This is a genomic window from Flavobacterium tructae, assembly GCF_001853485.1.
In the GTDB taxonomy this organism is placed as follows: domain Bacteria; phylum Bacteroidota; class Bacteroidia; order Flavobacteriales; family Flavobacteriaceae; genus Flavobacterium; species Flavobacterium tructae.
Map to the genome: position 1 here is coordinate 231,656 of NZ_MIKE01000027.1, position 25,535 is coordinate 257,190.

The 25,535-nt window shown below is 36.2% G+C and carries 22 protein-coding genes; 14 read left to right on the forward strand and 8 right to left on the reverse strand.

The window, feature by feature from the left end; all coding sequences use genetic code 11:
* Window positions 1-130: 130 nt before the first annotated feature.
* The 4 genes from BHE19_RS19965 (at window position 131) to tpiA (ending at window position 3,598) form a co-directional block, all read left to right on the forward strand.
* Entirely contained in the window at window positions 131-673 is a 543-nt protein-coding gene (locus BHE19_RS19965; protein WP_017496588.1) for a DUF1599 domain-containing protein, read from the forward strand.
* Window positions 674-763: 90 nt separating this feature from the next.
* Complete coding sequence (locus tag BHE19_RS19970; RefSeq protein ID WP_070908565.1) at window positions 764-1,864, forward strand: BT_3928 family protein; 1,101 nt, start codon at window positions 764-766, stop codon at window positions 1,862-1,864.
* 415 nt (window positions 1,865-2,279) lie between these two features.
* Window positions 2,280-2,774, forward strand: a complete 495-nt coding sequence (locus BHE19_RS19975; protein WP_070908566.1) for a TlpA family protein disulfide reductase — start codon at window positions 2,280-2,282, stop codon at window positions 2,772-2,774.
* Window positions 2,775-2,845: 71 nt separating this feature from the next.
* Window positions 2,846-3,598 carry a triose-phosphate isomerase gene (tpiA, locus tag BHE19_RS19980; RefSeq protein WP_070908567.1) on the forward strand — a complete coding sequence of 251 codons (753 nt, stop codon included), beginning with the start codon at window positions 2,846-2,848 and terminating at the stop codon, window positions 3,596-3,598.
* A gap of 137 nt (window positions 3,599-3,735) precedes the next feature.
* Here tpiA and BHE19_RS19985 read toward each other — a convergent pair whose 3' ends face one another.
* Both BHE19_RS19985 and BHE19_RS19990 read right to left on the reverse strand, forming a co-directional pair.
* Window positions 3,736-6,075 (reverse strand): hypothetical protein, encoded by a 2,340-nt coding sequence (locus tag BHE19_RS19985; RefSeq protein ID WP_070908568.1) that lies wholly within the window; start codon window positions 6,073-6,075, stop codon window positions 3,736-3,738.
* The gene (locus BHE19_RS19990) at window positions 6,035-7,171 is read right to left on the reverse strand and encodes a hypothetical protein (RefSeq protein WP_070908569.1); all 1,137 of its coding nucleotides are present in this window, start codon (window positions 7,169-7,171) and stop codon (window positions 6,035-6,037) included. Before BHE19_RS19990 ends, BHE19_RS19985 begins: the two co-directional genes overlap by 41 nt.
* Window positions 7,172-7,285: 114 nt before the next feature.
* Here BHE19_RS19990 and prmA point away from each other — a divergent pair, with 114 nt between their 5' ends.
* From prmA to BHE19_RS20040, 10 genes are all read left to right on the forward strand, one after another.
* Window positions 7,286-8,119 carry a 50S ribosomal protein L11 methyltransferase gene (gene prmA, locus BHE19_RS19995; protein ID WP_070908570.1) on the forward strand — a complete coding sequence of 278 codons (834 nt, stop codon included), beginning with the start codon at window positions 7,286-7,288 and terminating at the stop codon, window positions 8,117-8,119.
* 118 nt (window positions 8,120-8,237) lie between these two features.
* On the forward strand, window positions 8,238-8,513 hold the full coding sequence (locus tag BHE19_RS20000) for an ATP-dependent Clp protease adaptor ClpS (protein ID WP_070908655.1): 276 nt from the start codon (window positions 8,238-8,240) through the stop codon (window positions 8,511-8,513).
* 64 nt (window positions 8,514-8,577) lie between these two features.
* Entirely contained in the window at window positions 8,578-9,849 is a 1,272-nt protein-coding gene (locus BHE19_RS20005) for a sterol desaturase family protein (protein WP_070908571.1), read from the forward strand.
* Between the two features lie 7 nt (window positions 9,850-9,856).
* Entirely contained in the window at window positions 9,857-10,534 is a 678-nt protein-coding gene (locus BHE19_RS20010) for a lysoplasmalogenase (RefSeq protein ID WP_070908656.1), read from the forward strand.
* 112 nt (window positions 10,535-10,646) lie between these two features.
* Entirely contained in the window at window positions 10,647-11,099 is a 453-nt protein-coding gene (locus BHE19_RS20015; protein ID WP_017496577.1) for a hypothetical protein, read from the forward strand.
* 28 nt (window positions 11,100-11,127) lie between these two features.
* Window positions 11,128-11,448: a hypothetical protein gene (locus tag BHE19_RS20020; protein ID WP_070908572.1), complete on the forward strand. Its 321-nt coding sequence runs from the start codon at window positions 11,128-11,130 to the stop codon at window positions 11,446-11,448.
* A 255-nt stretch (window positions 11,449-11,703) separates the two neighbouring features.
* A complete protein-coding gene (gene kdsA, locus BHE19_RS20025; protein ID WP_070908573.1) occupies window positions 11,704-12,522 on the forward strand; it encodes a 3-deoxy-8-phosphooctulonate synthase in 819 nt (272 codons plus the stop codon).
* Window positions 12,523-12,540: 18 nt separating this feature from the next.
* Window positions 12,541-13,443: a hypothetical protein gene (locus tag BHE19_RS20030; protein ID WP_070908574.1), complete on the forward strand. Its 903-nt coding sequence runs from the start codon at window positions 12,541-12,543 to the stop codon at window positions 13,441-13,443.
* Between the two features lie 243 nt (window positions 13,444-13,686).
* Entirely contained in the window at window positions 13,687-14,370 is a 684-nt protein-coding gene (locus BHE19_RS20035) for a YiiX family permuted papain-like enzyme (protein ID WP_070908575.1), read from the forward strand.
* 197 nt (window positions 14,371-14,567) lie between these two features.
* Window positions 14,568-15,668, forward strand: coding sequence for a PAS domain-containing sensor histidine kinase (locus tag BHE19_RS20040; protein WP_070908576.1), 1,101 nt, complete (start codon window positions 14,568-14,570; stop codon window positions 15,666-15,668).
* 86 nt (window positions 15,669-15,754) lie between these two features.
* On the opposite strand, the gene BHE19_RS20045 is transcribed toward BHE19_RS20040, so the two are convergent.
* The 6 genes from BHE19_RS20045 to BHE19_RS20070 form a co-directional block, all read right to left on the reverse strand.
* Window positions 15,755-17,143, reverse strand: a complete 1,389-nt coding sequence (locus BHE19_RS20045; RefSeq protein WP_070908577.1) for a M20/M25/M40 family metallo-hydrolase — start codon at window positions 17,141-17,143, stop codon at window positions 15,755-15,757.
* 237 nt (window positions 17,144-17,380) lie between these two features.
* A complete protein-coding gene (locus tag BHE19_RS20050; RefSeq protein WP_070908578.1) occupies window positions 17,381-19,303 on the reverse strand; it encodes a family 43 glycosylhydrolase in 1,923 nt (640 codons plus the stop codon).
* A gap of 57 nt (window positions 19,304-19,360) precedes the next feature.
* Entirely contained in the window at window positions 19,361-20,146 is a 786-nt protein-coding gene (locus tag BHE19_RS20055) for a glycerophosphodiester phosphodiesterase family protein (protein WP_070908579.1), read from the reverse strand.
* Window positions 20,147-20,241: 95 nt separating this feature from the next.
* The gene (gene bglX / locus BHE19_RS20060; protein ID WP_070908580.1) at window positions 20,242-22,542 is read right to left on the reverse strand and encodes a beta-glucosidase BglX; all 2,301 of its coding nucleotides are present in this window, start codon (window positions 22,540-22,542) and stop codon (window positions 20,242-20,244) included.
* Window positions 22,543-22,627: 85 nt separating this feature from the next.
* A complete protein-coding gene (locus tag BHE19_RS20065; RefSeq protein ID WP_070908657.1) occupies window positions 22,628-23,995 on the reverse strand; it encodes a glucoamylase family protein in 1,368 nt (455 codons plus the stop codon).
* 73 nt (window positions 23,996-24,068) lie between these two features.
* The gene (locus tag BHE19_RS20070; protein ID WP_026109996.1) at window positions 24,069-25,532 is read right to left on the reverse strand and encodes a RagB/SusD family nutrient uptake outer membrane protein; all 1,464 of its coding nucleotides are present in this window, start codon (window positions 25,530-25,532) and stop codon (window positions 24,069-24,071) included.
* Window positions 25,533-25,535 lie beyond the last annotated feature (3 nt).

A 25,535-nucleotide genomic window follows, 5' to 3' on the forward strand; every position in this document is an offset into this window, starting at 1 on the left:
TTTTATAGTTTCAAAATCGGGCATTAACACTTTGTTTAGAAAAAACTTGAAACAAAGAAAACCTGAAACTTGAAACTCTTTAATATTATCCCTATTTTTGAAGAAATTTTTAGCAAATATACAGCAATAAATGAAGAATACTTCCCTTGAATTTGATAATGTAATTACGGTTTGCCGTACTTTGTTTATTAATAAAATGAAAGATTACGGCAGTGCATGGCGTATATTAAGATTGCCATCCTTAACCGATCAGATTTTTATAAAAGCACAAAGAATCAGAAGTCTGCAGGAAAATGAAGTCCGTAAAATAGACGAAGATGAAAAAGGCGAATTCATTGGAATCATCAATTATTCGATCATGGCACTGATTCAGTTAGAGCTTGGAGTTGTCGATCAGCCTGATTTAGATGTTGAAAAAGCAACTGAACTGTATGATGCTCAGGTAAAACGAACCAAAGACTTAATGGAAGCCAAAAATCATGATTATGGCGAAGCCTGGCGTGACATGCGTGTAAGTTCTCTGACGGATCTGATTCTGCAAAAAATACTTCGCGTAAAACAAATTGAAGACAATAAAGGAAAAACGATAGTATCTGAAGGCATCGATGCCAATTATCAGGATATGATTAATTATTCTGTTTTTGCTTTAATCCTAAACCCTATCACTAAATAAAAATCTAATTTTAAAAATCCCGAATCCAAATTTTTTTTGAAAAGTTGGAATTTGGAATTTTAGTTTTGGAATTTTAAAATCATTATTTTTATGAAAAACATCATTACCCAATTTTCCAGATTATTTGTCGGAGTACTTTTTATTATTTCCGGACTGATTAAACTAAACGATCCGGTTGGTTTCTCCTATAAATTAGCCGAGTATTTCAGTGAGCCGGTTTTTAACATACCGTTTCTGGAGCCATTGGCTTTAGGATTAGCCATCTTTTTAGTAATTCTGGAAGTAGTTCTGGGTGTAATGTTATTGGTAGGATACAAATCAAAACTTACGATTTGGGCTTTGTTGCTGCTAATCGTTTTCTTCACTTTCCTTACCTTCTACTCTGCTTATTTTGATGTGGTTAAAGACTGTGGATGTTTCGGAGACGCGCTTCACTTAACGCCTTGGCAATCTTTCACCAAAGATATTGTTCTACTTTTCTTTATTCTGATACTGTTCATCAATAAAAAATTGGTAAAACCATTATTTTCAAAATTTGTGACCAATATTCTAACTTTGATAAGCATTATTTTATGTGTTATTATGGCTGTTTGGGTACTCAACCATAATCCGATCAAAGATTTCCGTCCGTATAAAGTAGGAAGTAATATCGAGAAGGGAATGGAAATTCCGGAAGGCGCTCCAAAATCTGTGGTTGAAATGATTTTCATCTACAAAGTAAATGGTGTTGATAAAGAATTTACAGAAAAAGACCTGATGAACATTCCGGAAGGTGCTACGTTTGTAGACCGTAAAGACAAAGTAATTACAGAAGGTTATGTACCGCCAATTCACGATTTTACGATGACTAAAGATGATTCTGATTACAAAGACGAATTATTGAAAGAGCCTAAATTATTGGTTTTTGTAACCTATGATTTAACATTGTCTAATCCTGAGGGAATGAAAAAATTAGAAACACTGAACAAAGAGGCGAAAACCAAAGGTTATAAAGTAATTGCAATGACCGCTTCAGGTCCTGATGAAATTACAAAAGCTAAAAAACAATACGGCTTAGATGTTGACTTCTATTTCTGTGATGCCACTACGCTAAAAACAATCGAAAGAGCTAATCCAAGTATTGTAGTACTGCAAAATGGAACTGTGGTTCAAAAAGTACATTACAACGACATCAGCGATTTAAAATTATAAAATAGCATTCAACCCGAAAGGTTACAAGATTTTAACAAAGTCCGCAACGTTATAAAAACGTTGCGGACTTTGTTTTTTTACTCCTCTTAAATACTTCATTAAAATGATAGATTCCATTTTAATACGTTTTAAATACGTATTTCAAGAAGCCCTTTTTTAAGTCAATCTGACGTTTTTTTCCCGCCAAAAACTTATCGTTCCCAAAAAAATATTTCTCTTTTTTGCTTTTTCGCAGATTTACTCTTAAAAATTCATTCCAATTTGAAGTTTATTCTCTCAACTATTACGATTTCACTCCTCTTTTTTTAACCGAAATTAGCTGATTTGTGATAAAATAAACGAGTCTTCAATTTTTGTTAATGTCCGATTGGCTTTCCATTTCTTTGTTTAACTTTGTTCAAAATCATTTACCACTATGAAACAAATAACGCTAATCTTTATTGCATTTATCACTTTTTCATGCTCACAAGCTCAGAAAACCAGTTTTTCAAAAGAAGCTTTGTCTGAAAAATTATTAGCAGCTGATGATAGTCAGGTTGCTTTCAAAAACATTTTAAAAAAATACAAAGGCAAAACTTTGTTAATCGAAGTTTGGGCTTCCTGGTGTGGCGACTGTGTAAAAGCAATGCCTCAGCTTAAAGAATTACAAGCAAATAACCCTACTGTTTCGTACTTATTCCTTTCTGCGGACAAAACTGCGGACAAATGGAAAGCCGGAATTGAAAAACATGAATTAAAAGGCGATCATTTCATGATGAACGACGGTATGAAAGGTGTTTTTGGAAAAGCAATTGACTTAGACTGGATTCCGAGATACATCATTGTAGACAAAACCGGGAAAATTGTACTCTATCGTGCCATTGAAAAAGATTTTGACAAAATCAATGAAACCTTAAAAGGTTTAAAATAAACCGCAATATGCATTGCAATTGCAATGATAAACGTGAATAAAATAAAAGCAAAAAATAAAAAACTACCACAATGAGAAAAAAGATTGTTGCAGGAAACTGGAAAATGCATAAAAACGCAGCACAAACTGAAGAATTATTAAACGAATTAATCGCTAAAATACCTGCACAAACTACTGCACAAGTAATTGTAGCACCAACTTTTGTAAACTTGCAGGCAGCAGCTGCAAAATTAAAAAACACCACTATCGGTGTTGCAGCGCAAAACGTTCATCAGGCTGAAGGCGGTGCTTTTACAGGAGAAATTTCTGCTGACATGTTAACCAGTGTGGGTGTAAATACCGTAATTCTGGGGCACTCTGAGCGTAGAGCTATTTTTCACGAAACAGATGCCTTAATTGCAAATAAAGTGGACACTGCTCTAAAACATGACATGACAGTAATTTTCTGTTTTGGAGAGGAATTAAAAGACCGTCAGTCTGACAATCACTTTAATATTGTTGAAAACCAATTGCGCGACGGATTATTCCAGATCGCAAAAGAATCATGGTCTAAGATTGTTTTGGCTTACGAGCCGGTTTGGGCAATCGGAACAGGAGAAACGGCTTCACCGGAGCAAGCACAGGAAATGCACGAATTTATCAGAGAGGTGGTTCGTAAAGCATTTGGAGCTGCTATCGCTGATGAAGTTTCTATTCTTTACGGTGGTTCTGTTAAACCTGAAAATGCTAAAGAAATCTTCTCTAAACCAGACGTAGATGGTGGTCTAATTGGTGGTGCAGCTCTAAAAGCAGATGACTTTTTAGCAATTGTTACTGCTATCTAGATCTTTAGATTATTAGAGTCTCAGAATCTTAGAAACTTAGAATCTCAGCAACTTAGAATCTTAGAATCTCAGTACCTCATAAAAAAAAAGCGTTCGTAAAACCCGAACGCTTTTTTTTATGACCTGTCTGCTCCCTGTTACTTAAGATACGATTCTAACAAAGGACAATTGTATTTTTGAAAAGCAGTCGTTTTTCTATAAACCGAATAGAAATTAATCAGCTCCTGCCCTGCTTTAAACGGGTTCTTTTCTTCTTCCTCTGCAGAAACAATATTGGCGTAGTGGTTGTAATAATTGCACTCAAAAATCATTAAACTTGCCAGAGCTTTTTCATTTGTATTTTTAGACATTTTCAAGGCTTTCTCATAGTACATTTTGGCCATGCTTAAACTATAGTAATTACCATTTTGATACTTCTTTTCATTTTCTGAATTATCTCCATACACATAATCCACATACGATTCACCCGATGTCCAATCGTACGCAGTCATCATCCAGGAATTACCCAAATACGACACATTAAAATAAGCATGTGCCAGTTTCAGATTGCTTGTGGCTGTGTTTTGTTTTTTCAGCTGAATCAACTGCGCAATAAAATCGGCTTTATTGAAACGATAGTCAAACTTTCGCTCTGTATCTCTTTGCAAAATTTTGGGCGTAAACGGATTCTCGTTTAAAAAATCTTTATACGCATAATTTTTCTCCCAAAAATCCTTCGGCATACTGGCAAAAGTTTGGTAAGCCAACTCCAAATTATTATTTCGGAATGCAATCGTTCCTTTCAGATCTTTATAATAATTGACATTTGGCGCTATTGTTCCTGAACAGATATACCTTTCAAAAGGCGTTTTGTCTTTTTTCTCCTGAAGTGCTATCAAACGATCTATATCTGCCTCGGTTGCATTATTTCGATCAAAATAACCGATATAACTGTAAAAATAAGGCGTATTGTAAGCGGAGTATTCTCCTTCATTTTTAATATCTGATTTCGTCGCCAGTAAACCTGCTGTTACGCGATCGCCTTTTGCTGCAAAATCTTTGCTGGCGATGCGATACAAACTGTATAAATTCTTAAATAAACCTAAATCGGTTTCTACCAGATTTTCAACCGAATCAAAATATTTAAAAAACTGATTTTGAACTTCGTTATTTTTCAAATCGTCCTGCTTTAAAGAAACCAATGCTAACTGAATATTCTTTTGCATTTGTATCGAAGAATTTGCTTTTTCAGAAATCATATCCGTGTATTTCTTTCCCAAATCAATTTCGTCCCCTATAAAACAAAGCTGTGCAATCGCTGCTGTGATATAATCCTTTTGCTCGCCCGAAGTCTGCTCTCTGATTGAAATCAAATAATATTCTAACTCCCTTAAATACAAAATATCTTTCCTGAAATTCTCCTCCTTTGCTTTCGTATAGTTTTCATACCAAACTGTACTGTCAAAAACAACCGAAGGCGTTCCGTCATTAGTGTATTGAGGTGTAAAAATCCAATCTTCAAGTTTGTTCACTTCCCTCCCGATCAAAAAACTCAAATACAAGCTATTCGGACTCAATTCATAAACTTCCTGAATGGTTTTCAATCCCGGTGCCGGATTGCGTAAGCCTTCAATGGCCAGAATCACACTGCGCTCTTCATCGTTTTGAGCCAATGCCAAGGTCTCTGCTGTTAATTTCCAGTTGTAATGCTGTAAAACCGCAAATGATTTCTCTTCGCAGGACACAAATACTTTACTCAGCAAATAATTCTGCAAAGCTAAATCCTCAACACATAAAGCTTTATAGTACAAAGCCCAGGGGCTTAAGATCGTGTTTTTATCAGCTGCAAAATAAGTATCGTACAAACGAATCACTTCATTCTTATCAGAGGCATAAAAACTGTACCTCAACAGTAAAAAGGCATAACGCTGTTTCAAAAAAGAATCTTTTGCCGTTCTGATTTTCTTTTCAAAATCACTAACATCGGCTATTTTATGATCTTTACTGTCATAACCAATATTTCCCCACGACTCCCATTTTACATCAGGATTACTGTTGTATTCTAGTTTTTTCGCAAACAAAATGTAATTGAGAAGCGCTTTGTTTTTTGAAAGCAGTAAGGCTTCAATGAAAGTATTCTTATCAAAAACTTTTTTCAGCGATTTCGTTTCATAAGCGGTTTCGAATTTCTCAGCATCCGTTTCGTACAAAATAACGTGCACGTCTTTTGGATCGACCTGACTGCCCAGTTTTTTCTTCCACTCTGCACAATTCAATTCCTGATCTGCTCCCGAAACAGTGTTTGTATCGTAGTAATTATCGGCCGAATAATAAAAAGGTGTCAGCTTAAAAAATCCTTCTCTTTGCGCTTTAAACAAAGCCAGTCTGCTGGTCTCAGGCGAAACACTCCATCCGCAAGCCAAAGAGACCTGAACACTAAAAATAAAAAGTAAAGGGCTAAAAACGCGCATAATAACCGGATATATTTTGGGTTCCATAATCGTTGATGTATTTTTTATCGAAAGAGAAAAACGTCACTTTGGTCTGATTGTCGATTGGAATTTTACTTTTTACGATCGAAATCATTTTGTCAAGTTCGTCTTCAGAAATTTTCTCAATCCTGATTTCGTCCCCGTTTCTCAAATAAGTCTGCCCCACTAAAATGTCGTCTTGCAATATATATTTAGCGTCTGATACTTTTTTTAATTTAACGGTATCATTTTGAACCCTGTCATAATCGGATAAAATTCCCTTAAACTGATTACCTCTGAAAACTACTGCCCAACTGTACAATGGCAGAGCAATATCAAGCTTTAAGCCGTATTGGTTGTGTGTAATATATTGTGCCAATTCTTCACTGGTTCCTATGGAATTTTTGGTAGTAAAATCTTCCGGTTTACTCAAATTGTAACACATCAGCAAACCTTTATCTACGGGTGGAATTCCAGCTTTTGAAGCATATTTGTACTGCCAGAGTCTTATGGTAGCCGAAACAGCAGTCGCAGGATAGCTCTTCTTGATTTGCTTTAACAAGTAAAAATAATTGTCTTTTGATTTTTCCGACCAGTCACAATCGATCAGGATTTCTTTAAAATCAACTTTCAATTTTGCCATTTCACTCGATTTTACCGAATCATAATTCAACTGTTTACGATTCTCCTGCTTGTAATAATCTTTTGGATACACAATCGAACTGGCTATTTTCTCGGCTTTTGAATCATTCATTTTCAATCCTATCTGTTCAATACGTTTGGCAATTCTCACAGCCAAACTGTCCAGTTGCTTTTTTCCGGATTTCAAAACCACTTCATTGGTAATAAAAATACTGGGGGTAATTTCAGGATTGCTTTCATTTAATCTGATATCGTGAAGGGTTGCAACCGGCAAAGGTTCTTTAGCATACGGGTTCCAGTCTACATCAAAAAAACGAATGTACAAATGTTTTACCTTCAAATCTTTTATCAACGAATCCTCTGTCTTTTCGAAATTCAAATCGGTTTTCCAATAACAAAACGATCGAACCACTTCATGTTCCTTCTCACAAGTTGCTCCGTTAAGTACCACAAAGAGCAAAATAAAAATGATATTCTTCATATTTTAAAAATCCTTACAAATTCCAATCAAAATTAACATTAATTAAGGTAAGGATATTGATTATTTATGAACAACTTTTGCTTTGGATTCTTACCTTTGCAAAAATTTTTTTTTATGTCGAATATATATTTAGGGTACCATTTTACAATTGAACCAAAAGAACCGGGTTCTGAAATTTTAATTGCTGAACTAGGCGAAAAAGCGTTTGAGACTTTTACAGAAACGGAGAACGGAATTTCGGCTTTTGTGAAAAAAGATTTATGGGACGAGAATATTCTGGACGACATTTATATTTTACAATCCGAAGAATTCAAAATCGAATATACCATTGAGGAAATCGATCAGGTCAACTGGAATGAGGAATGGGAAAAGAATTTTGAGGCTATTGATGTAGACGGAAAATGCCATGTTCGCGCTCCTTTTCATGAGAAAACAAACGCTGAATTTGATATTGTAATCGAACCAAAAATGAGTTTCGGAACAGGTCATCATGAAACTACACACATGATGATTCAGCATTTACTGGAAATCGATGTTCAAGATTTGAAAACACTGGACATGGGTTGCGGAACAGCCATTTTAGCCATTTTAGCCGAAATGAAAGGAGCTCAGCCAATTGACGCTATCGATATCGACAACTGGTGCTACCTGAACTCAATTGAAAATGCAGAACGCAATAATTGTCAGCACATCTCCGTTTATGAAGGCGACGCAGCTTTACTAGCCGGAAAAAAATACGATTTAATCATTGCTAACATCAACCGAAATATCTTATTAAACGATATGCAAAGTTATGTTGATTGTTTAAATCCGAAAGGAATATTGCTTTTGAGCGGTTTTTATGAAGAAGACATTCCCTTTATCGATGCTTCCTGCACCGAAAAAGGTTTAACATATGTTAAAAAGTTTCAAAGAAATAACTGGGTTTCATTAAAATACGTAAATTAGATAGTTAATTATCTGTTTATTAAATAGTTCACAGATATCGATCTTTTAAATTCCGATGCAATCTGTGCACGCTGTGACCAAAAAATTAGTAATTACAACAGTACAAAAACCTAAAAAAATGAGTACTAAAGAAAAAGTAAGAGAAAGAGTTCGCGAAAAGGAAGCCACAGGTTTCAATAACGAAATCATTGTTTACAACGACGATGTAAACACTTTTGACCACGTAATTGACACTTTGATGCGTGTTTGCAGTCATACGCCAGAGCAAGCAGAACAATGTTCCCTAATTGTACATTACAACGGAAAATGCACTGTAAAAACAGGGCCTCTTGAAAAATTAAAACCGCAATGTACCCAACTTTTGGAAGCCGGATTAAGCGCTGAAATTGTTTAATTGCAAATAATTTAAAAACGATTCTATTTTATTCTATATTTGAATAAAATAGAATCGTTTTTTTATGGAAGAATACGGAAAGATATTGATTATTGCAACGCCAATTTTTTTAGTATTAATTATAATCGAAAAATTATACGGCATTTATAAAAAGAACGACACCGCTCCTTTAATAGACAGCGTATCGAGTATCAGCTCCGGAATTACCAATTCGGTCAAAGACGTCCTGGGATTGAGTCTGACCTTCATTTCATATGAATGGCTGGTTTCTAAAATTGCGCTTTATCATCTGGAAGCCAACGTACTTTCTTATTGTATTGCTTTTTTTGTCATTGATTTTTATGGCTATTGGAGCCATCGATGGGCGCATCAGATTAATCTTTTCTGGAACAAACATGCCATTCACCACAGCAGCGAAGAATTTAACCTTGCCTGCGCATTACGCCAGCCTATCGCGAGTCTGGTTAATTTGTTTACATTTTTATTAATTCCGGCCGCATTATTAGGAGTTCCGGCTTCTGTAATAGCCATTACCCTGCCCCTCCATTTGTTTCTGCAGTTTTGGTACCATACTAAACACATCAAAAAAATGGGTTTTCTGGAATACATCCTGGTTACACCCTCGCATCATCGCGTACATCATGCTATAAACCCTGAATATTTAGATAAAAACCATTCTCAGATTTTTATTTTCTGGGACAAACTTTTTGGTACTTTTCAGGCCGAATTAGACGATGTTCCTCCTGTTTTTGGTATTACGAGACCGGCACAAACCTGGAATCCTATCCGAATTAATTTTCAGCATTTAACTTTACTGATTAAAGACGCCTGGCGTGCCGAAAACTGGAAAGACAAACTCACAATCTGGTTTAAACCCACCGGCTGGAGACCTGAAAATTTTGAAGAAAAATATCCTGTAACCAAAATCGAAAATGTTTTTGCCTTTAATAAATATGGTACTCAAAATTCACAAAAGCTAATTTACTGGTCCGTAACTCAAATGTTAATCACGCTATTGTTTGTAACGTATTTATTTGATAATGTTGCCAAAATCGGATTGCCCAATATCTTCCTCTACGGATTTTTTATTCTGATTACCATTTACAGTTACAGCGAATTGATGGACAAAAGTAAATATGCCATTTTTTGGGAAGGTTTACGCTTTAGTATTGCCATTGGCATCATCATGTACTATGGAGACTGGTTTGGCTTAAATCAAGTTATCCCCTTTAGTAATCCTGTTATTTTAACCTATTTGACCTTATCCTTTTTAATTACAATTTACTTTGTAAATATTGATTTTAAAAACTACCGAAACCAACCTGTTAATTCATAAACCGATTATGAGAAATCACTATTTTTTTAAATCCTTTATCGTTGTCAGTATTCTATATCTAATTGTTTTGTTTTTAGAATACCAAAATTTGGACTTGTTTCTAAAACCTGTTTTGGTACCATTATTAGGATTCGGAGTTTATTTTCACGGAAAGTTCCCTTCAAAAAACATCCTTTTGGGAGCATTATTGTTTTCCTGGCTGGGTGATGTAATTCTGCTTTTTGCTGATATTGGTGAAATCTATTTTATTTTAGGGCTTCTTTTTTTCCTAATTGCTCACCTCATGTATTGCGTCCTGTTCAACAAACAAACAAAAAGAAATACTACTATCAATAAAGTCCTTTTTGCAATTGGCAGCCTGCTTATCGCTTTTTATTTAGTTGGAATGGTTTTATTTTTGATGCCAAATCTGGGTGAATTAAAAATCCCCGTAATCATTTATGCAGCCGTAATTTCGACAATGCTGCTGTTTGCTTTTAATGGCAGTCTGACTTGGAAAAAAACAGGCAGTCTTTACGTTTTAGCAGGTGCAGTTTCATTTGTTACTTCTGATAGTATTTTGGCTTTCAATAAATTTCATGCTCCCATCGAAAAAAGTTCCTTTTTTATAATGCTCACCTATCTTGTGGCACAATATCTGATTGTAATTGGTATTTTAAAACTAAATACTAAAAAAGCAGATTAACCGCAGAATATAGTGATGCAGCAGATTTACAACCATTTTTCCCGTAAATCTTTAAATCCTTATCATCTGTAGTAAAAACACTTTACATTTGTAGGACCAACATTAATAAACCATGAAAAAAATAGCCCTTTTTATTGTTCTCATTATCAGCGTAACATCTTGTATAAGCACAAAATCGACTTTAAAAAATGTCGATGACAACGCTCCTGATCTTGTTTTAAAGAAAGACAATACATTTTCGATTACGCTTTTCAGCAACGATAAAAAATACGGTTACGATCCTGATTATCCTGTAAACCTGTTTTTTCAGAATACCCGAAATGAAGCTCTAAACGAAACTCGTTTTTTAAATGCTTTAGCAGGTCCAAATGGTGAAAAAATAACCTACACCCGCTTAGAAACCTGTTGTCCTTTCCCAACCAAAAGAAGCGACATGGGGGCAGGATTCCTAAATGTATATGAGCTTAAATGGGACGGGCAAAAGAAGCCGGTAAAACTCTATCTGAACGTTTATGAAAAAGGTATTTTAATGGTTCCAATGGGATTGCGTTTAAAGAGCAATTAAAAAATAAAGTTACACTCAGGATTATAATATGTTAGAAAACGTACCTCTAATTGTACTTATCCTTCCATTGCTATTTCAAATTATAGCCGGAAGAAAAGCAATTGGTGAAACTATATCTTTAAAATTCGGAACGGTTTGCATAATTAGTATCATCGCGCAAATAATAGTACCTGTTATTTCCTTTTACATTGCCACCTATAATGCTAATAAATATATCGAGCAAAATCCAAATTCACTTAGATGCGGAATGGAGTTTGTTGGACTTTTTATGTTCACGCTTATTTTTACGTTTGTCCTGATAGTGGTTATAATCATTCAGTACTTCATGAAACGATCTTACGAAAAGTAATTTTTTCATGATACTGCTAATTTTCAAGCAACATGATAAATGTCATTTATTATCTTTTTGTAACGCATTAATATTGCCCCTTCATCTTAAACATTTAAGATTTTGAATGAAGTCTTGCAATAGTCTCGAGGGAATAATCCTGATTTCAATATAAATTACACAGCGGATAACCAGATTAGCTTCTTAAAAAAAACATAAATCTTCATCTGCTATTCATAAATCATAACTACCTTTGCACTGTCAAAAAAACATACTATGAACATACAACATATTCCACAAATTAAGCATACTGAAAGCGGCAACTTCTTTTTATTAGCAGGACCTTGCGCCATAGAAGGGGAAGAAATGGCTCTTAGAATTGCAGAAAAATTAGTTGGTATTACCAACAACCTTCAGATTCCTTTTGTATTTAAAGGATCTTTTAAAAAAGCCAATCGTTCAAGAATCGATAGTTTCTCAGGAATTGGCGACGAAAAAGCATTAAAAATATTACGAAAAGTTTCAGAGACTTTTAACGTTCCAACTGTAACCGATATTCATACCAATGAAGATGCTGCTATGGCCGCACAATACGTTGACGTTTTGCAAATTCCAGCCTTCCTGGTTCGTCAAACTGACCTTGTTGTTGCTGCAGCAAACACAGGAAAGACTGTTAATTTGAAAAAAGGACAATTCATGAGTCCGGAAAGTATGAAACATGCTGTACAAAAAGTACTGGATTGTAACAACGAAAATGTTATGGTTACAGATCGCGGTACTATGTTTGGTTACCAGGATATGATTGTTGATTACAGAGGAATCCCTACTATGCAGCAATACGCTACTACAGTCCTGGATGTAACACACTCGTTACAACAGCCTAACCAGACTGCCGGTGTTACGGGAGGAAGACCGGACATGATCGAAACTGTTGCCAAAGCAGGTATTGCGGTTGGTGTTGACGGTATCTTTATCGAAACTCATTTCGATCCTGCTAATGCCAAAAGTGATGGTGCTAATATGCTTCATTTAGACTATTTCGAAGGTTTAATGACCAAATTAGTAGCGATCAGAAAAACGGTTAACTCATTTTAATTTCTTAATACCATTTCATTGAAAACAAATATTTTAGTTTTCTTTTTGTTGTGTTTTTCAGCAAGCACTTTTGCGCAAGAAGAAATCACAGTACAAAGATACACTGCCCACAATAAAGGAAAATTTTTCGTTTCCTGGGGAGGAAACAGAGAAAGTTACACTAAATCTGATGTGAATTTCAGAGGGAAAGACTACAACTTTACAGTTGATAATATGAAAGCGCATGATAAACCAAAAGGATGGCATATTGATTATGTAAACCCGGTTAACATGACGATTCCGCAAACCAACTTTAGAATGGGGTACTTCTTTAGTGATCATTACAGCGTTTCGATTGGTTGGGATCATATGAAATATGTGATGACTCAGAATCAAACAGCTAATGTAAATGGTTACATCAATTTACCTGCTGATCAGGCCGGATCTATTTACAATGGTGTTTACAACAATAGACCTGTAGACATGTCTCAGGGTGGTGCTCAGGAAGGTGGTTTCGGAAAAGGTGAAGTTGGAAGCGGAACTGCTTTTTTAATGTACGAACATACAGACGGTTTGAACTATATTAATACTGAAGTTTCCAGACATGACGATATTTCTAAATTGTTTGGTATCACTAACACTGATAAAATTCAGGTTAATTTGACTGAGGGTGTAGGTGTAGGACTTTTATATCCTAAAACCAATACAACTCTTTTAGGAAAAGAACGTCATGATGATTTTCATATTTCTGGTTATGGTCTTTCTGCAAAAGCGGGAATCAACCTTACTTTCTTCAAGTATTTTTACATACAAGGTGAGTTAAAAGGTGGTTACATCAACATGCAGGATATCAGAACTACACAAAGCAGTGAAGACAGAGCATCACAGGACTTTTTCTTTTTACAGCGAATTATTGCTGTTGGAGGAATTTTCAGAATCTAATATTTCTTAAAATTATGCTTAAAAATAGTTATCATTTTGGTAACTATTTTTTTTTGACCTTTATTTGTCTCGCTAATTGGTAGATGAGGGTTAAGGTATTGGTTTCAGGTTTCAGGTTTCAGGTTTCAGGTTTCAGGTTTCAGGTTTCAGGTTTCAGGTTTCAGGTTTCAGGTTTCAGGTTTCACCTTTTACAGATCTCATTTTACATTTTACATTTTACATATCACATTTCACCTTTACAAAATGAAAAAATCAAAATATCTCTTTCCGGTTATTACCTTTTTACTCAGTTTTGGCTGCGCTTTGTTTGTTGCTCTGAAGGTTTTTCCTAACAATCCGTTTTCCCATACTAAAACCAAGGAGGAAAACACTCTACAAACTAAAATTCAGGATGGGGATATTATTTTTCAAACCTCTCAATCTCCGCAATGTGAAGCCGTACGAATTGCCACAAACTCTAAATTTTCTCATTGTGGCATCATTTACGATATCAACGGAAAATGGTTTGTTTTTGAAGCAGTTCAGCCTGTAAAACTTACTCCTTTTAACGAATGGGTTCAGAACGGAAAAGAGGCCAAATATCTTATAAAACGATTAAAAAACTCTGATCAAGTTTTAACTCCTGTAGTGCTACAAAAAATGAAAGCGTACAGTCAGCAATTTGACGGAAGAGAATATGACGCATATTTTGAATGGAGCGATACCAGAATTTATTGCTCTGAACTGATCTGGAAAATTTATAAAAATGCCGCAAACATCGAATTGTCGAAACTAAAACAGTTGAAGGATTTTAATTTAACTGATCAAAGGGTACAAAAAATAATCAAGGAAAGATACGGAAATAACATTCCGCTCGACGAAAAAGTAGTCGCTCCTGTTGATTTGGCCGATTCTGACCTCCTAAAAACGATTATTGACACCTACTAAAAGCCCTTTTTTATCAGTATCGACGAATAAAACAAAAAAACTTCGTTTCTAAAAACTTACATTTTTAGCCCTATGACAACTCTTCAACGTATTAAAATGTTTTTAAACGAATATCCAACAGAATAGTTAAAATCAAAACATAAATATAAAATTTTAATACTATTTTAGCAGAGTAAATTTTAAGTTAGGTTTAAACTATGATCGATAGAGCACCTAAATATTCCCAAAATAATCTGCATTTTTTCCCGCAGTTTGAAGATTTTTTTGACTCTTCACCCGATTTATTGTGTATTGCCGGTTTTGACGGCTATTTTAAAAGAATAAACCCGGCTATGACTAAATTACTGGGTTATACTGAAGAAGAAATACTCTCAAGCCCCATAAACGATTTTATTCTTGAAGCCGATAAACTGACGACTACAAATGCCCGCAAAGAACTTACTCAGGATATTGGTTTGTATAATTTTGAAAATCGATATGTGACTAAAAGCGGTGCTATCGTTTGGCTTTTATGGAGTTCTTTTCCGGTTGCCAAAGACAGACTCGTTTATGCTGTTGCCAAAAACATCACTTTCCGAAAAGAGATGGAACAGGAAAGAAATCTTCATCTGGCAGAACTTACCAAACTCAATAAGGAACTCAGACAGCTTACTTATACTACGGCACATGATTTAAGATCTCCTGTAAATAACATACTGGCCGTTTTTGATCTCCTGGACAAATCTACTATTACAGATCCTGAAACGCTCGAATTAATCTCCATTATTGAAATTTCTACACAAAGTTTAAAGAAAACATTAATTGATCATGTAGCGCTTCTGGATAAAAAAAATGAAGAAGACGATCAGTTGGAAGTCCTGCATTTTGAAGTTGTATTGAAAGAAGTTTTAGACTCTATTAATTCCTTAGTGCACAATTCGAAAGCCAAAATTTCAATTGATTTTTCGGAGGCAGAAACAATTCTTTTCAACAAAACTTCCTTAAAGAGTATATTCCTGAATCTAATTACCAATTCGATTAAGTACTCAAAACCCGGTTTTTTGCCATTTATCAGCTTTAATTCCCTTACTATTAACGGAACCACACAGTTAATTATTTCGGATAACGGAATTGGTTTTGATATGGAAAAAGTAAAAGACAAAATTTTTGGATTACATCAGACATTTAACTCAAACAAAGACAGTAACGGAATCGGACTCTATCTGGTTTATAATCATGTAACGAATCTTGGCGGTCATATTGACGTGGAAAGTACCCCCAACAAAGGGGCAAAATTTACGATCACGTTTAAAAGTTAATCACATAAATTTCTAAATAAAAAAAATCCAAATTCCAATAAGGTCAGCCCTATTGGAATTTGGAATTTGAATTTGATTTTTGCAATTTAGTTTGCAGCCGGAAGAACAATTCCACCCTGATCCATTAAATACATCAACGTTGTCATGGTTGCAGCTCCAAGCTCCAATTCTCTTTTATTAATAGCATCAAACTTATCGTTTGCCGCGTGGTGATAATCAAAATAACGTTGTGAATCCGGTTTTAAACCTGCTTTTACAATCGATTTAGAGGTTAAATGATTGATATCTGATCCCGCATGTCCAATAGTGAAACTATGCACCAAATAAGGCTCAAAAAGGTCTTTAAATCCGGCTATTTTCTTAAAATTAGCGTCATCTGCTTCAATTGAAAATCCTCTTGGAGAAAATCCTCCAGAATCGCTCTCTAACGCAAAAATATGATTCTCTTTCTTTTGTTTCGAAACTTCTTCATACTTAGCACCACCTTTTCCTCCATTCTCTTCATTCATAAACAGAACGACACGAATCGTATTTTTAGGCTTATAGTTTAAGTTTTTCAAAATTCGAACTACTTCCATACTTTGAACCACTCCTGCTCCATCGTCGTGCGAACCATCTGCTAAATCCCAGGAATCCAAATGCCCTCCGACAACCATAATATTGCCAGGGTTTTCTGTTCCGGTCATTTCTCCAATCACATTATAAGATAAAACATCCGGCAAGGTCTCACAGGATTGTTTGAAATAAAATTTCAAAGACGGATTTACTTTCAAAGATTTACTTAACAATTCCGCTCCGTTTGTACTGATTGCGGCAGTTGGAATGTATTGATCTTTTGGTAAGTCGCCATAACTTTGAGCTCCTGTATGCGGAAAATCGTCTAAACGCAAATTCATCGAACGCACAATTGTTCCAACTGCACCTAATTTTGCCGCTTCTTTTGCACCGGCATACCTTTGATCTACACAGGCTCCGTAAGATTTAAAGGTTTCGATATTTTCCGGATCCATTGGTCTGTTATAGAACACAATTTTACCTTTTACTTTATCGCCTAATTCTGCCAGTTCTTTAATTCCCTTTACTTCGATTACTTCGGCTGTAAGTCCTGTTTTAGGAGTAGCAACTGATCCTCCTAAAGCACAAATTGGCACTACAGTTTTCGTTTTATTATCTAAAATATAAGCGGTTTCTTTTTCGCCGCGTACCCAATGCGGAACCATTACTTCCTGTAGATAAACTTTATCAAGACCAAGGGTTTCCAATTGTCTTTTCGTGTATTGCACTGCTTTTTCGGCACTTGCAGAACCTGATAAACGGCTTCCGATGTCGTTAGACAAATATTCTAACCAGGTATAACATTTAGACTCGGTCAGGGCCTTTTTATAAAATAATTTAATGTTTTTCTCATCATTTGACTGCGCAAAAGATGTCAATCCGTTTAAAACTAATGCAGTTAACAGAATCGTTTTTTTCATAGGTTGTATAGCATTTTTTGGTTGTTAAACAAAGGAACAAAATTCTTTAGAACTGCCAGTATTTTTATGTAACGATTTCGAAAAAAAATAACACACAGAAACATAGACTTCCGATATAAAAAAAACTACAAAAGAAATAGGTGTATTTCAGTGAAGTGGAACGTCTTTTTTACAGATACGGAACCTATGTTACTCTATGTGTTACAATAAATTACACTCAAGAGGTCAAAATGAGAATTATTTTACTTCTACTACTTCATTTTTTACACCAATTCCGTTTTCATTAAAGGCTTCAATGGTAAAATAATAAGTGGTTCCTTTATCCAGGCCTCTAAAATCATACGAACTTTCGTCGTAAACCATAATGCTGTTATACAATTTGTCCGGTGCAATTCCGTAATAAATATTGTAACCGGTTGCGTTCGTCTGTTTTTTCCAGGAAATCATAGCATTTCTTGCATCAGTTGCATTTCTGTCTACTTTAAAACCAAGAACCGACTGTGGTTTTTCTGCCAATCCGTTTCCAAACACTCTGAAATCTGAAATCGCAAACAATCCGGAGGCATTATGAACGTTGACCATTTTAATGTAACGTGCTTTTATTGCTTTCGTCAGCTCGACATAATCGTGCGGAACGTCTTTTGCATTTTTAGATTTATCGACTACCAACTTCCAGTTTACAGCGTCATCCGACATGAAAATTTTGTACTGATAATAAATATCCATTGCCTTATTGAACTGTGTTGCTTTATGATCGGCATAGTTGATCTGCAAGGCATTGATCTGCATTTGTCTGCCTAAATCAAGCTGTAACCATTCACCCGGATCAGCAGTTTTTGCGGACCAATACGTTTGAATATTTTCGTCGGTCAAATTGACCGCCCCGTAACAAAACTTCTCGTATACTTTTTTCCCTCCATTGTCCATTCTGTGGGTTTCCACTTCCATACATTCTTCTGAAGAGGAAACAGTGACAGGCTTTTTATACGAAAGCAGCATCCAGCCGGAAGAAGCTCCTTTCTCCTGATTGCGTTTTTTGGTGGGAAGAACAATTGGAAAATCCCCATAAGAAGTAATCGAATACATCACATCGTCTTTATCAAATCCGGCAGGAAATAGGTCAATGCGACGTTCGAAACGGTCTTTGATAGAAATTTTACAGGTTCCGGTATTCCAGTAATTGCCATAATTATCTGCAAAAGTGTTTCCATGTCCCGCTCCGATTACAAATCCTCCCGGTTTGTATGACATAGGATTGTGTTTTTGATAGGTGAAAGGTCCTAACGGGCTGTTACCAATATGAACTCCATTGGCATAACCTTTAAATTCTGTGGCAGGAGCACCATATTGCATATAATATTTGCCATTGTGTTTGGTCATCCAGGCTCCTTCTATAAAATTCCCCCAAGGTGCGGGTTCCATATCATTATTGGGGCCAAAACGTTCCCAGCCGTGATTGGCAGGATCTAAACCTACTACTTCTTTTATCTCGCCATAAGCACGCTGAATATCTTCTACTTCGGTGGCTTTGTACAGTTTTTCATAAGCTGCCTGATTGCCTTTCGGAAGCCAGGTATTATAATCTACTTCTACACCTACAAATGGTAATTTTCCACTTGAACCATAATACATGTACACTTTTTTATCATCGTCCTGAAAAATGGCGGGATCCCAGGTTGGCAGCATCGCTTTATCAACATGTCGCAGCCATTGTCCTGATTTTGGGTCAGCAGTTTTCCAGATTGGATGATCTCTTTTCCAGGTCGAACCCACATAAAATAAGGTATCATTAACTACCCAGGCAGCAGGTGCACATTGATCGTCGTCGGCGGGCTTACGTTGAAAACTTCCGTATACAAATTTCCAGTCTGACATGTCTTTACTCCAGAAATATCCTGCCTGATTGGTCGCGAACAAATAGTATTCGCCTTTGAATGTAATAATTACCGGATCAGCACTGGAACGTCTGGACTCCGGAATACCATTGTGATTTTCGGTGGTATAATTGTACCCAATATTGATTGGATTACAGTAGGTCGTTGCTTTTTTATTGGGGTCAAACCATTCTGTTTTACCGGGAATTTTAGTGTTTTGTGCGAGTATTGTATTGCTTAAACTAACAAGCATCAGCATAACAGCTACTACATATGTTTTTTTCATAGGATGATTTTTATATAAAAGATTTTCTCCAAAAGAGAAAACACAGTTTCAATAGCTCTATTTTTTCTGTTTTATCCTTTGTTCTAACAACTCAGGTTCATTGGTAGTGATATAATTGAATTTATGATCAATTATCCAGTCCATATCGGCCGCTTCGTTTACCGTCCACGCATTTAAAATAACCTTATACTCTTTGGCTTCTTTGATCCATTCCGGATGCTTCTTAAATACTGAATAATGATAATCAACGCCGTTGATACGATCTGCTTTAACTTCTTTCGGAGATTTGTTTCCTTCGAGGTACTGTAAACTTGCCCGGGAATCGACTTCTCTGATTTGTTTCAGCATTTCGTAATCAAAACTAATGTAGCAGGTATTTCTTTCTGCTTTAAGTTTATGGATGGCTTCAACAGCCATCAACGCCGTTTTTTTTCCTCTTTCTTTACTTATTTCCGAAGGTTTTATTTCGCAAACCAAAAGTGTGCGTTTATTATTTCGCTTACCTTCAACAATATACTCGTACAAGGTTGGGAGCTTCTCTCCGTTTGAAAGTTTAAACTTTATAAGATCGGCATAATTGGTTTCCTCAATAAGCAATTTGTTGTAATGTGCATCATGATTGATTACAAGTGAATCATCGGCTGTTCTCCATACGTCAAATTCTGAACCGGGAAGTTTTAAATCGATGGCATGTCTTAGAGCGGCTATAGAATTTTCAGGAAGATTGTTTTTTTTCCATGCTCCGCGATGTGCCACAATTGCATTTTCTTTCACACAGCAGGACTGAAAAGCCATTGTTATTGTTAAAAGTAATGCTATCCGAAGTGCTTTAGTAGTATTCATTATTTTAAATTTATAAAGGTTTAAAAAAATGTCTTTTAAAAAAAAGCCCTTCGCTAACCAATTACGAAGGGCTAATTACTAATCAATAAACCAACTTAATTAGTTAATACAAAACTAACTTTCTTCTCGGCATTTGAATTTCCACCAACGAAAACATCAAACTGTCCAGGTTCTGCCACAAATTGTAAAGCAGAGTTATAAAATTTTAAATCTTCAACTGTGATCTCGAATGTCACGGTTTGTTTTTCTCCTTTTTTAAGAGTTATTTTTTGGAAATTTTTAAGTTCTCTTACAGGTCTTGTTACCGATCCTACTACATCTCTGATATACAATTGAACTGTTTCTTTTCCATCATAATTTCCAGTATTAGCAACATCTACCGTTACTTTTAGCTTTTCGCCTGAGTTCATTTTATCAGATGAAATTTTCAGATTTGAATACTCAAAAGTGGTATAACTTAACCCGAAACCAAATGGAAACAATGGCTCATTTCTTTCGTCAATATAGTTGGATCTGAACTTTTCGAACTTACCTTCTGTGTTAACCAAAGGTCTTCCTGTATTTTTGTGTGCATAGTAAATTGGCAACTGACCAACACTTCTTGGGAAGGTTGATGTTAGTTTTCCGGAAGGGTTTACATCTCCAAATAAAACGTCAGCAATAGCATAACCCGCTTCTGTACCTGCGAACCAAACATTCAAAATAGCCGGAACCGTTTCGTTCTCTTCTTTAATTACTAACGGACGACCGTCAAACAATACTAAAACAACCGGTTTTCCTGTTTTTAGTAAGGCGTTTAATAAATCTTTTTGGGCTTGAGGAATTTCCAGATTGGTGCGGCTGCTTGATTCACCGCTCATCTCTGCAGATTCTCCAAGTGCCGCAACAATTACATCTGACTGATCGGCTACTTTTAATGCTTCTGCCAGTAATTCTTCTTTCGAACGTCCGTCACGGTGTAACGTTTTACCAAACATGGTTGCTTTAGTTTCAAACTCTTCATCGTAATCTAAGTTACTTCCTTTTGCATATAAAACTTTTGTTGATGCTCCTGCCCCTTCTTTGATTCCTGCTAAAAGTGAGATTGCATTTTCCATTCTTGTTGCTACGCTCCAGGTTCCCGGCATGTTTTCTTTGGCATCTGCCAGGGGTCCGATTAAAGCAATTGTTCCTGATTTTTTAAGCGGTAACAATTGATTTTGGTTTTTTAACAACACCAATGATTGTGCTGCTGTCGCACGAGCTTCTTTTCTGCTGTTTGCAGTAAAAATTTCTGTCTTTGCTCTATTAGCATCACAATACTTATAAGGATCACTGAATAAGCCTAAATCATATTTTGCTTCCAGAATAAGTTTAACAGCATTGTCGATGGTCTCTATCGTTACTTTTTTCTCGTCTAGCGATTTTTTCAAAGTTCCTAAGAAACCTTCACCCACCATGTCCATTTCAACACCTGCATTTAACGAAAGTGCCGAAACAGCTTGTAAATCTCCCATTCCGTGCTCGATCATTTCAGGTATCCCTGTAAAATCGGTAACGACGAAACCTTTAAAGCCCCATTGTTTTCTTAAAACATCTGTCATCAGCCATTTGTTTCCTGTCGCAGGAATTCCGTCAATCTCGTTGAAAGAAGCCATTACAGAACCTACACCTGCATCAACAGCAGCTTTGTATGGAGGGAAATAGTCGTTGAACATTCGGATATGACTCATATCAACTGTGTTGTAATCACGACCTGCTTCCGGTGCTCCGTATAAAGCAAAGTGCTTTACACAGGCCATAATCGAATTGTTTTTAGAAAGATCGTTTTGCTGGTAACCGTTTACCATTGCTTTTGCGATCTGACTTCCTAAATACGGATCTTCTCCTGAACCTTCAGAAACTCTTCCCCAACGCGGATCACGAGAAACATCAACCATTGGAGAGAATGTCCAGTTGATACCATCGGCACTTGCTTCCTGCGCTGCAATTCTGGCACTTCTTTCAATCAGATTCATGTCCCAGGTACAAGATAATCCTAACGGAATCGGGAAAGTAGTTTCGTAACCGTGAATCACGTCCATTCCGAAAATCAATGGAATTTTCAGACGGCTTTTTTCTACCGCGATTCTTTGTACTTCTCTAATTTTTTGAACAGATTTAATATTGAACAAACCTCCAACTTTACCTTCAGCAATTTTTTTCGCCACATCAGAACTGTTTGCCTGTCCTGTAGTAATATCTCCGGAGGTTGGTAAATTAAGCTGCCCTAATTTTTCATCCAGTGTCATCTTTGACAATAACTCTGCTACAAACTCCGATTTTGGTTTTATTTTTACTGTATTTTTAGTGTTCTTTTTCTGAGCATATCCCAGAACAGCACATCCTAAAAACAGTAAGACTAATTTGTTCTTCATTCTATTATATTTATTTGTTTGTGTTCGTTTTTTATTGGTTTAAATGTCCAGCCATAAAATACTGGACTGTCATAAGCTCCTGTTACTAGAATCCGTACTTTCCGGATTTAAAACCAAGCTTAACCAAACCTTGTTTTACTTCGGGAGCATTCATGAATAATTTCCAAAGCAAACCGGTACGATAATTTTCAATCATTACTACTTCAGGTCCCTGGTCAATAGCCAGGTAACGTTTTGCAACCCAATTATTCTGTAGGCTAAGCGCATCATAAAACCCTGCCTCTCCAAAAGTTTCCTTTTTATGATTTTCGTATAAATTTCGAATTACAGCGATTGATTCTTTTGGTGTATACACAATTGAACTAATGGCTGCTGTTGGAGAGATAACTCCTTTATCGTTGCTTGGCATGTGAGCATCGTACCCAATAGATCCGTCAGGATTTCTGGAATAAGATGCGGTTAAGCCCCAATAATCGGCTCCGTATCCTTTAAATTTCCCCGGATTTTCGATACAATACTGGTAATCAATTTTTACCTGATTGACATTCAGGTCCCAATAGTTGGCATACTTATCTGTTAGCTGGTTCGGATCAAGTCCTACATACGAATAATGTGCCCAGAAGAGTGGTCCGCCAAATTCCTCGGCTCCATTGTGTTTTAGAATTAGAGGAATATTGTATTTTGTTTTAGAAGAAACTATTCCGTCGCTTCTCGCCCAGCCTTCATGATATGCTTTTGCATCGATCGCGTGTGTTGGTGAAGATGCTGCCATGACATAGGTAATCAAACATTCGTTGTAGCCTTCAAGAGCAAAATTCATTTGCCAGTTGTAAGTTGGTGACCAGTGCCAGTACAAAACATTTTTATTATTCGTGTACCACTGCCAGTCTACTCCTTTCCAAAGTGCATCGTATTTTTGAGCTACCGCTTTCTCTTTCTCTGAACCGTCTTTTAGATATTCGCGAACGGTAATCATTCCTGCAACCAAAAATGATGTTTCGACTAAATCTCCACCATTATCCTTGGTTCCAAAAGGTTTTACTTTTCCTGTATTTCCATCTATCCAGTGCGACCATGCTCCATGAAAACGATCTGCTTTGCCTAAAAAATCAGCAATTTTGTTCAGTCTCTCAACTCCTTTTTCTTTCGTTACATATCCTTGTGACATTCCGGAAACAATAGCCATCAATCCAAAACCTGAACCTCCTGTGGTTACAATATGTGCATCGTTTTCAGGATAAATTCTATCCGGATGGTAACGCTCTCTTGCTAATCCTGAATTGGGCTCAGCATAATCCCAAAAATATTTAAACGTCTCTTTTTGAACTACAGCTAAAAGTTCATCATCTGTTAATTTTACAGCAGACGATGTTTCTTTTTCTGTTTGTTTGCTTTCTTGTCCGTTACAGCTCAAAAAAGTAAAAGCTAATAGTAAAACTGAAATTTTAACCATTATATTTTTTTTAATATCAGTGAATAAAACCACTTCCTTCAAAAAGGAGAAGGAAGTGATTTTAAAAATTTATTTAGTAACCTCCCGGGTTTTGTTGCGAAAGTCCGCCCGCTTCTCTTAAGAATGTAGTAGGAATTGGAAATAATTCATGTTTACCAACAACGAATGTTTTTCCGTCGGCAGCCATAGCAGCCTGAGCTTGTCCTGTTCTTACAAGATCAAACCATCTGTCATGCTCGAAAGCCATTTCTAATCTTCTTTCTTTCCAGATTGCTTTTCTAACATCTGTTTGAGAAGTGAAAGGAGTATCTCCTAAACCTGCTCTTTTACGTATCATATTCACTAAAGGAATTGCTGCTGATGTCTGTCCCAATTCATTCAAAGCTTCCGCTTTCATTAACAATACCTCAGCATATCTTAAATATCTAAGATTGGTATCTGTAAATTCCTGATTGTAGAAATCTGAAGAATACGCTTTGTAATTGTACATTGGATTTGCAACAGTAGCCGGTACTGGTCTTCCATCGTATAAAACGGAACCTCTGAAAATAATCGTTGCAGCTCTTCTTACGTCGCCTGCTTCATAAGCATTTGCTAACCCCTGAGTAGGTGTATTGAAACCCCAACCCCATCCTCCTGCACCACGTGGTGCCTGAGAAACAGAGTAGTTTCCAATTCCAAAACCAGGGCTTGAAGTTGAACCAATTCCATTGATCTCAAAAATAGATTCCGGACCAAATTCTCCTGCTTTTTTATATTGTAGCGCATAATCAGCTACTAAAGAATATCCTGTTACTTTATCACAATTGTCGATTACTTTTTGCCAATTTTTTTGATATAAATTCACCTTTGCTAACAGAGCATAAGCAGAACCTTTAGAAACACGACTTTTGTCTTCTGCTGCATAAGCTGATTTCTCCGGTAAATTTGTAATGGCATCATTCAAATCTTTCTCGATAAATGCGTAAACTTCAGCCGGCGTTTTACGGGTTAATTGCATGATTCTATCCCCTTCTGAACCCGGAATTGGCAAATGATCAATGATTGGAACCCCACCGTAACCTTTTACTAAAGTGAAATACATAAAAGCTCTGAAAAATTTAGCTTCTCCTTCTAATCTTACTTTTAAAGCCGGTGTCACCTTATCTAATTTAGGAAAAATAGCCAGGGCCTGATTACATCTGTTAATTCCCGCATAATGAGCATCCCAGGTAGACTGAAATGAAGGAGTCGAAGCATTATAGGTTAAAGCATCAATTATGTCCTTATCTGCTCCGGTATCTCCAGGATCAGAGCCTTTATCAGCATCATCAGAAATGATACTCGTAACAGCATTCCATCCAAAAGAAGACATATCCCATCCTAAAAACTGATTGTAAATTGCGGTTACAAAACCTGAAGCTCCTGCGTCGTTATTGACCAACTCTACATCCGCTGACGGAATCGATTCTGTAGGGCTTACATCTAAAAAATCATCTGCGCATCCTGCAAAAAGTAACCCGGACAACACAAACATTGATATATATATTCTTTTCATGAT

Bases quoted from the DNA above. Each gene is read 5' to 3' on its own strand.
- BHE19_RS19965 (WP_017496588.1), top strand. From the start codon at position 131: ATGAAGAATACTTCCCTTGAATTTGATAATGTAATTACGGTTTGCCGT.
- BHE19_RS19970 (WP_070908565.1), top strand. From the start codon at position 764: ATGAAAAACATCATTACCCAATTTTCCAGATTATTTGTCGGAGTACTT.
- BHE19_RS19975 (WP_070908566.1), top strand. From the start codon at position 2,280: ATGAAACAAATAACGCTAATCTTTATTGCATTTATCACTTTTTCATGC.
- tpiA (WP_070908567.1), top strand. From the start codon at position 2,846: ATGAGAAAAAAGATTGTTGCAGGAAACTGGAAAATGCATAAAAACGCA.
- BHE19_RS19985 (WP_070908568.1), bottom strand. From the start codon at position 6,075: ATGGAACCCAAAATATATCCGGTTATTATGCGCGTTTTTAGCCCTTTA.
- BHE19_RS19990 (WP_070908569.1), bottom strand. From the start codon at position 7,171: ATGAAGAATATCATTTTTATTTTGCTCTTTGTGGTACTTAACGGAGCA.
- prmA (WP_070908570.1), top strand. From the start codon at position 7,286: ATGTCGAATATATATTTAGGGTACCATTTTACAATTGAACCAAAAGAA.
- BHE19_RS20000 (WP_070908655.1), top strand. From the start codon at position 8,238: ATGAGTACTAAAGAAAAAGTAAGAGAAAGAGTTCGCGAAAAGGAAGCC.
- BHE19_RS20005 (WP_070908571.1), top strand. From the start codon at position 8,578: ATGGAAGAATACGGAAAGATATTGATTATTGCAACGCCAATTTTTTTA.
- BHE19_RS20010 (WP_070908656.1), top strand. From the start codon at position 9,857: ATGAGAAATCACTATTTTTTTAAATCCTTTATCGTTGTCAGTATTCTA.
- BHE19_RS20015 (WP_017496577.1), top strand. From the start codon at position 10,647: ATGAAAAAAATAGCCCTTTTTATTGTTCTCATTATCAGCGTAACATCT.
- BHE19_RS20020 (WP_070908572.1), top strand. From the start codon at position 11,128: ATGTTAGAAAACGTACCTCTAATTGTACTTATCCTTCCATTGCTATTT.
- kdsA (WP_070908573.1), top strand. From the start codon at position 11,704: ATGAACATACAACATATTCCACAAATTAAGCATACTGAAAGCGGCAAC.
- BHE19_RS20035 (WP_070908575.1), top strand. From the start codon at position 13,687: ATGAAAAAATCAAAATATCTCTTTCCGGTTATTACCTTTTTACTCAGT.
- BHE19_RS20040 (WP_070908576.1), top strand. From the start codon at position 14,568: ATGATCGATAGAGCACCTAAATATTCCCAAAATAATCTGCATTTTTTC.
- BHE19_RS20045 (WP_070908577.1), bottom strand. From the start codon at position 17,143: ATGAAAAAAACGATTCTGTTAACTGCATTAGTTTTAAACGGATTGACA.
- BHE19_RS20050 (WP_070908578.1), bottom strand. From the start codon at position 19,303: ATGAAAAAAACATATGTAGTAGCTGTTATGCTGATGCTTGTTAGTTTA.
- BHE19_RS20055 (WP_070908579.1), bottom strand. From the start codon at position 20,146: ATGAATACTACTAAAGCACTTCGGATAGCATTACTTTTAACAATAACA.
- bglX (WP_070908580.1), bottom strand. From the start codon at position 22,542: ATGAAGAACAAATTAGTCTTACTGTTTTTAGGATGTGCTGTTCTGGGA.
- BHE19_RS20065 (WP_070908657.1), bottom strand. From the start codon at position 23,995: ATGGTTAAAATTTCAGTTTTACTATTAGCTTTTACTTTTTTGAGCTGT.
- BHE19_RS20070 (WP_026109996.1), bottom strand. From the start codon at position 25,532: ATGAAAAGAATATATATATCAATGTTTGTGTTGTCCGGGTTACTTTTT.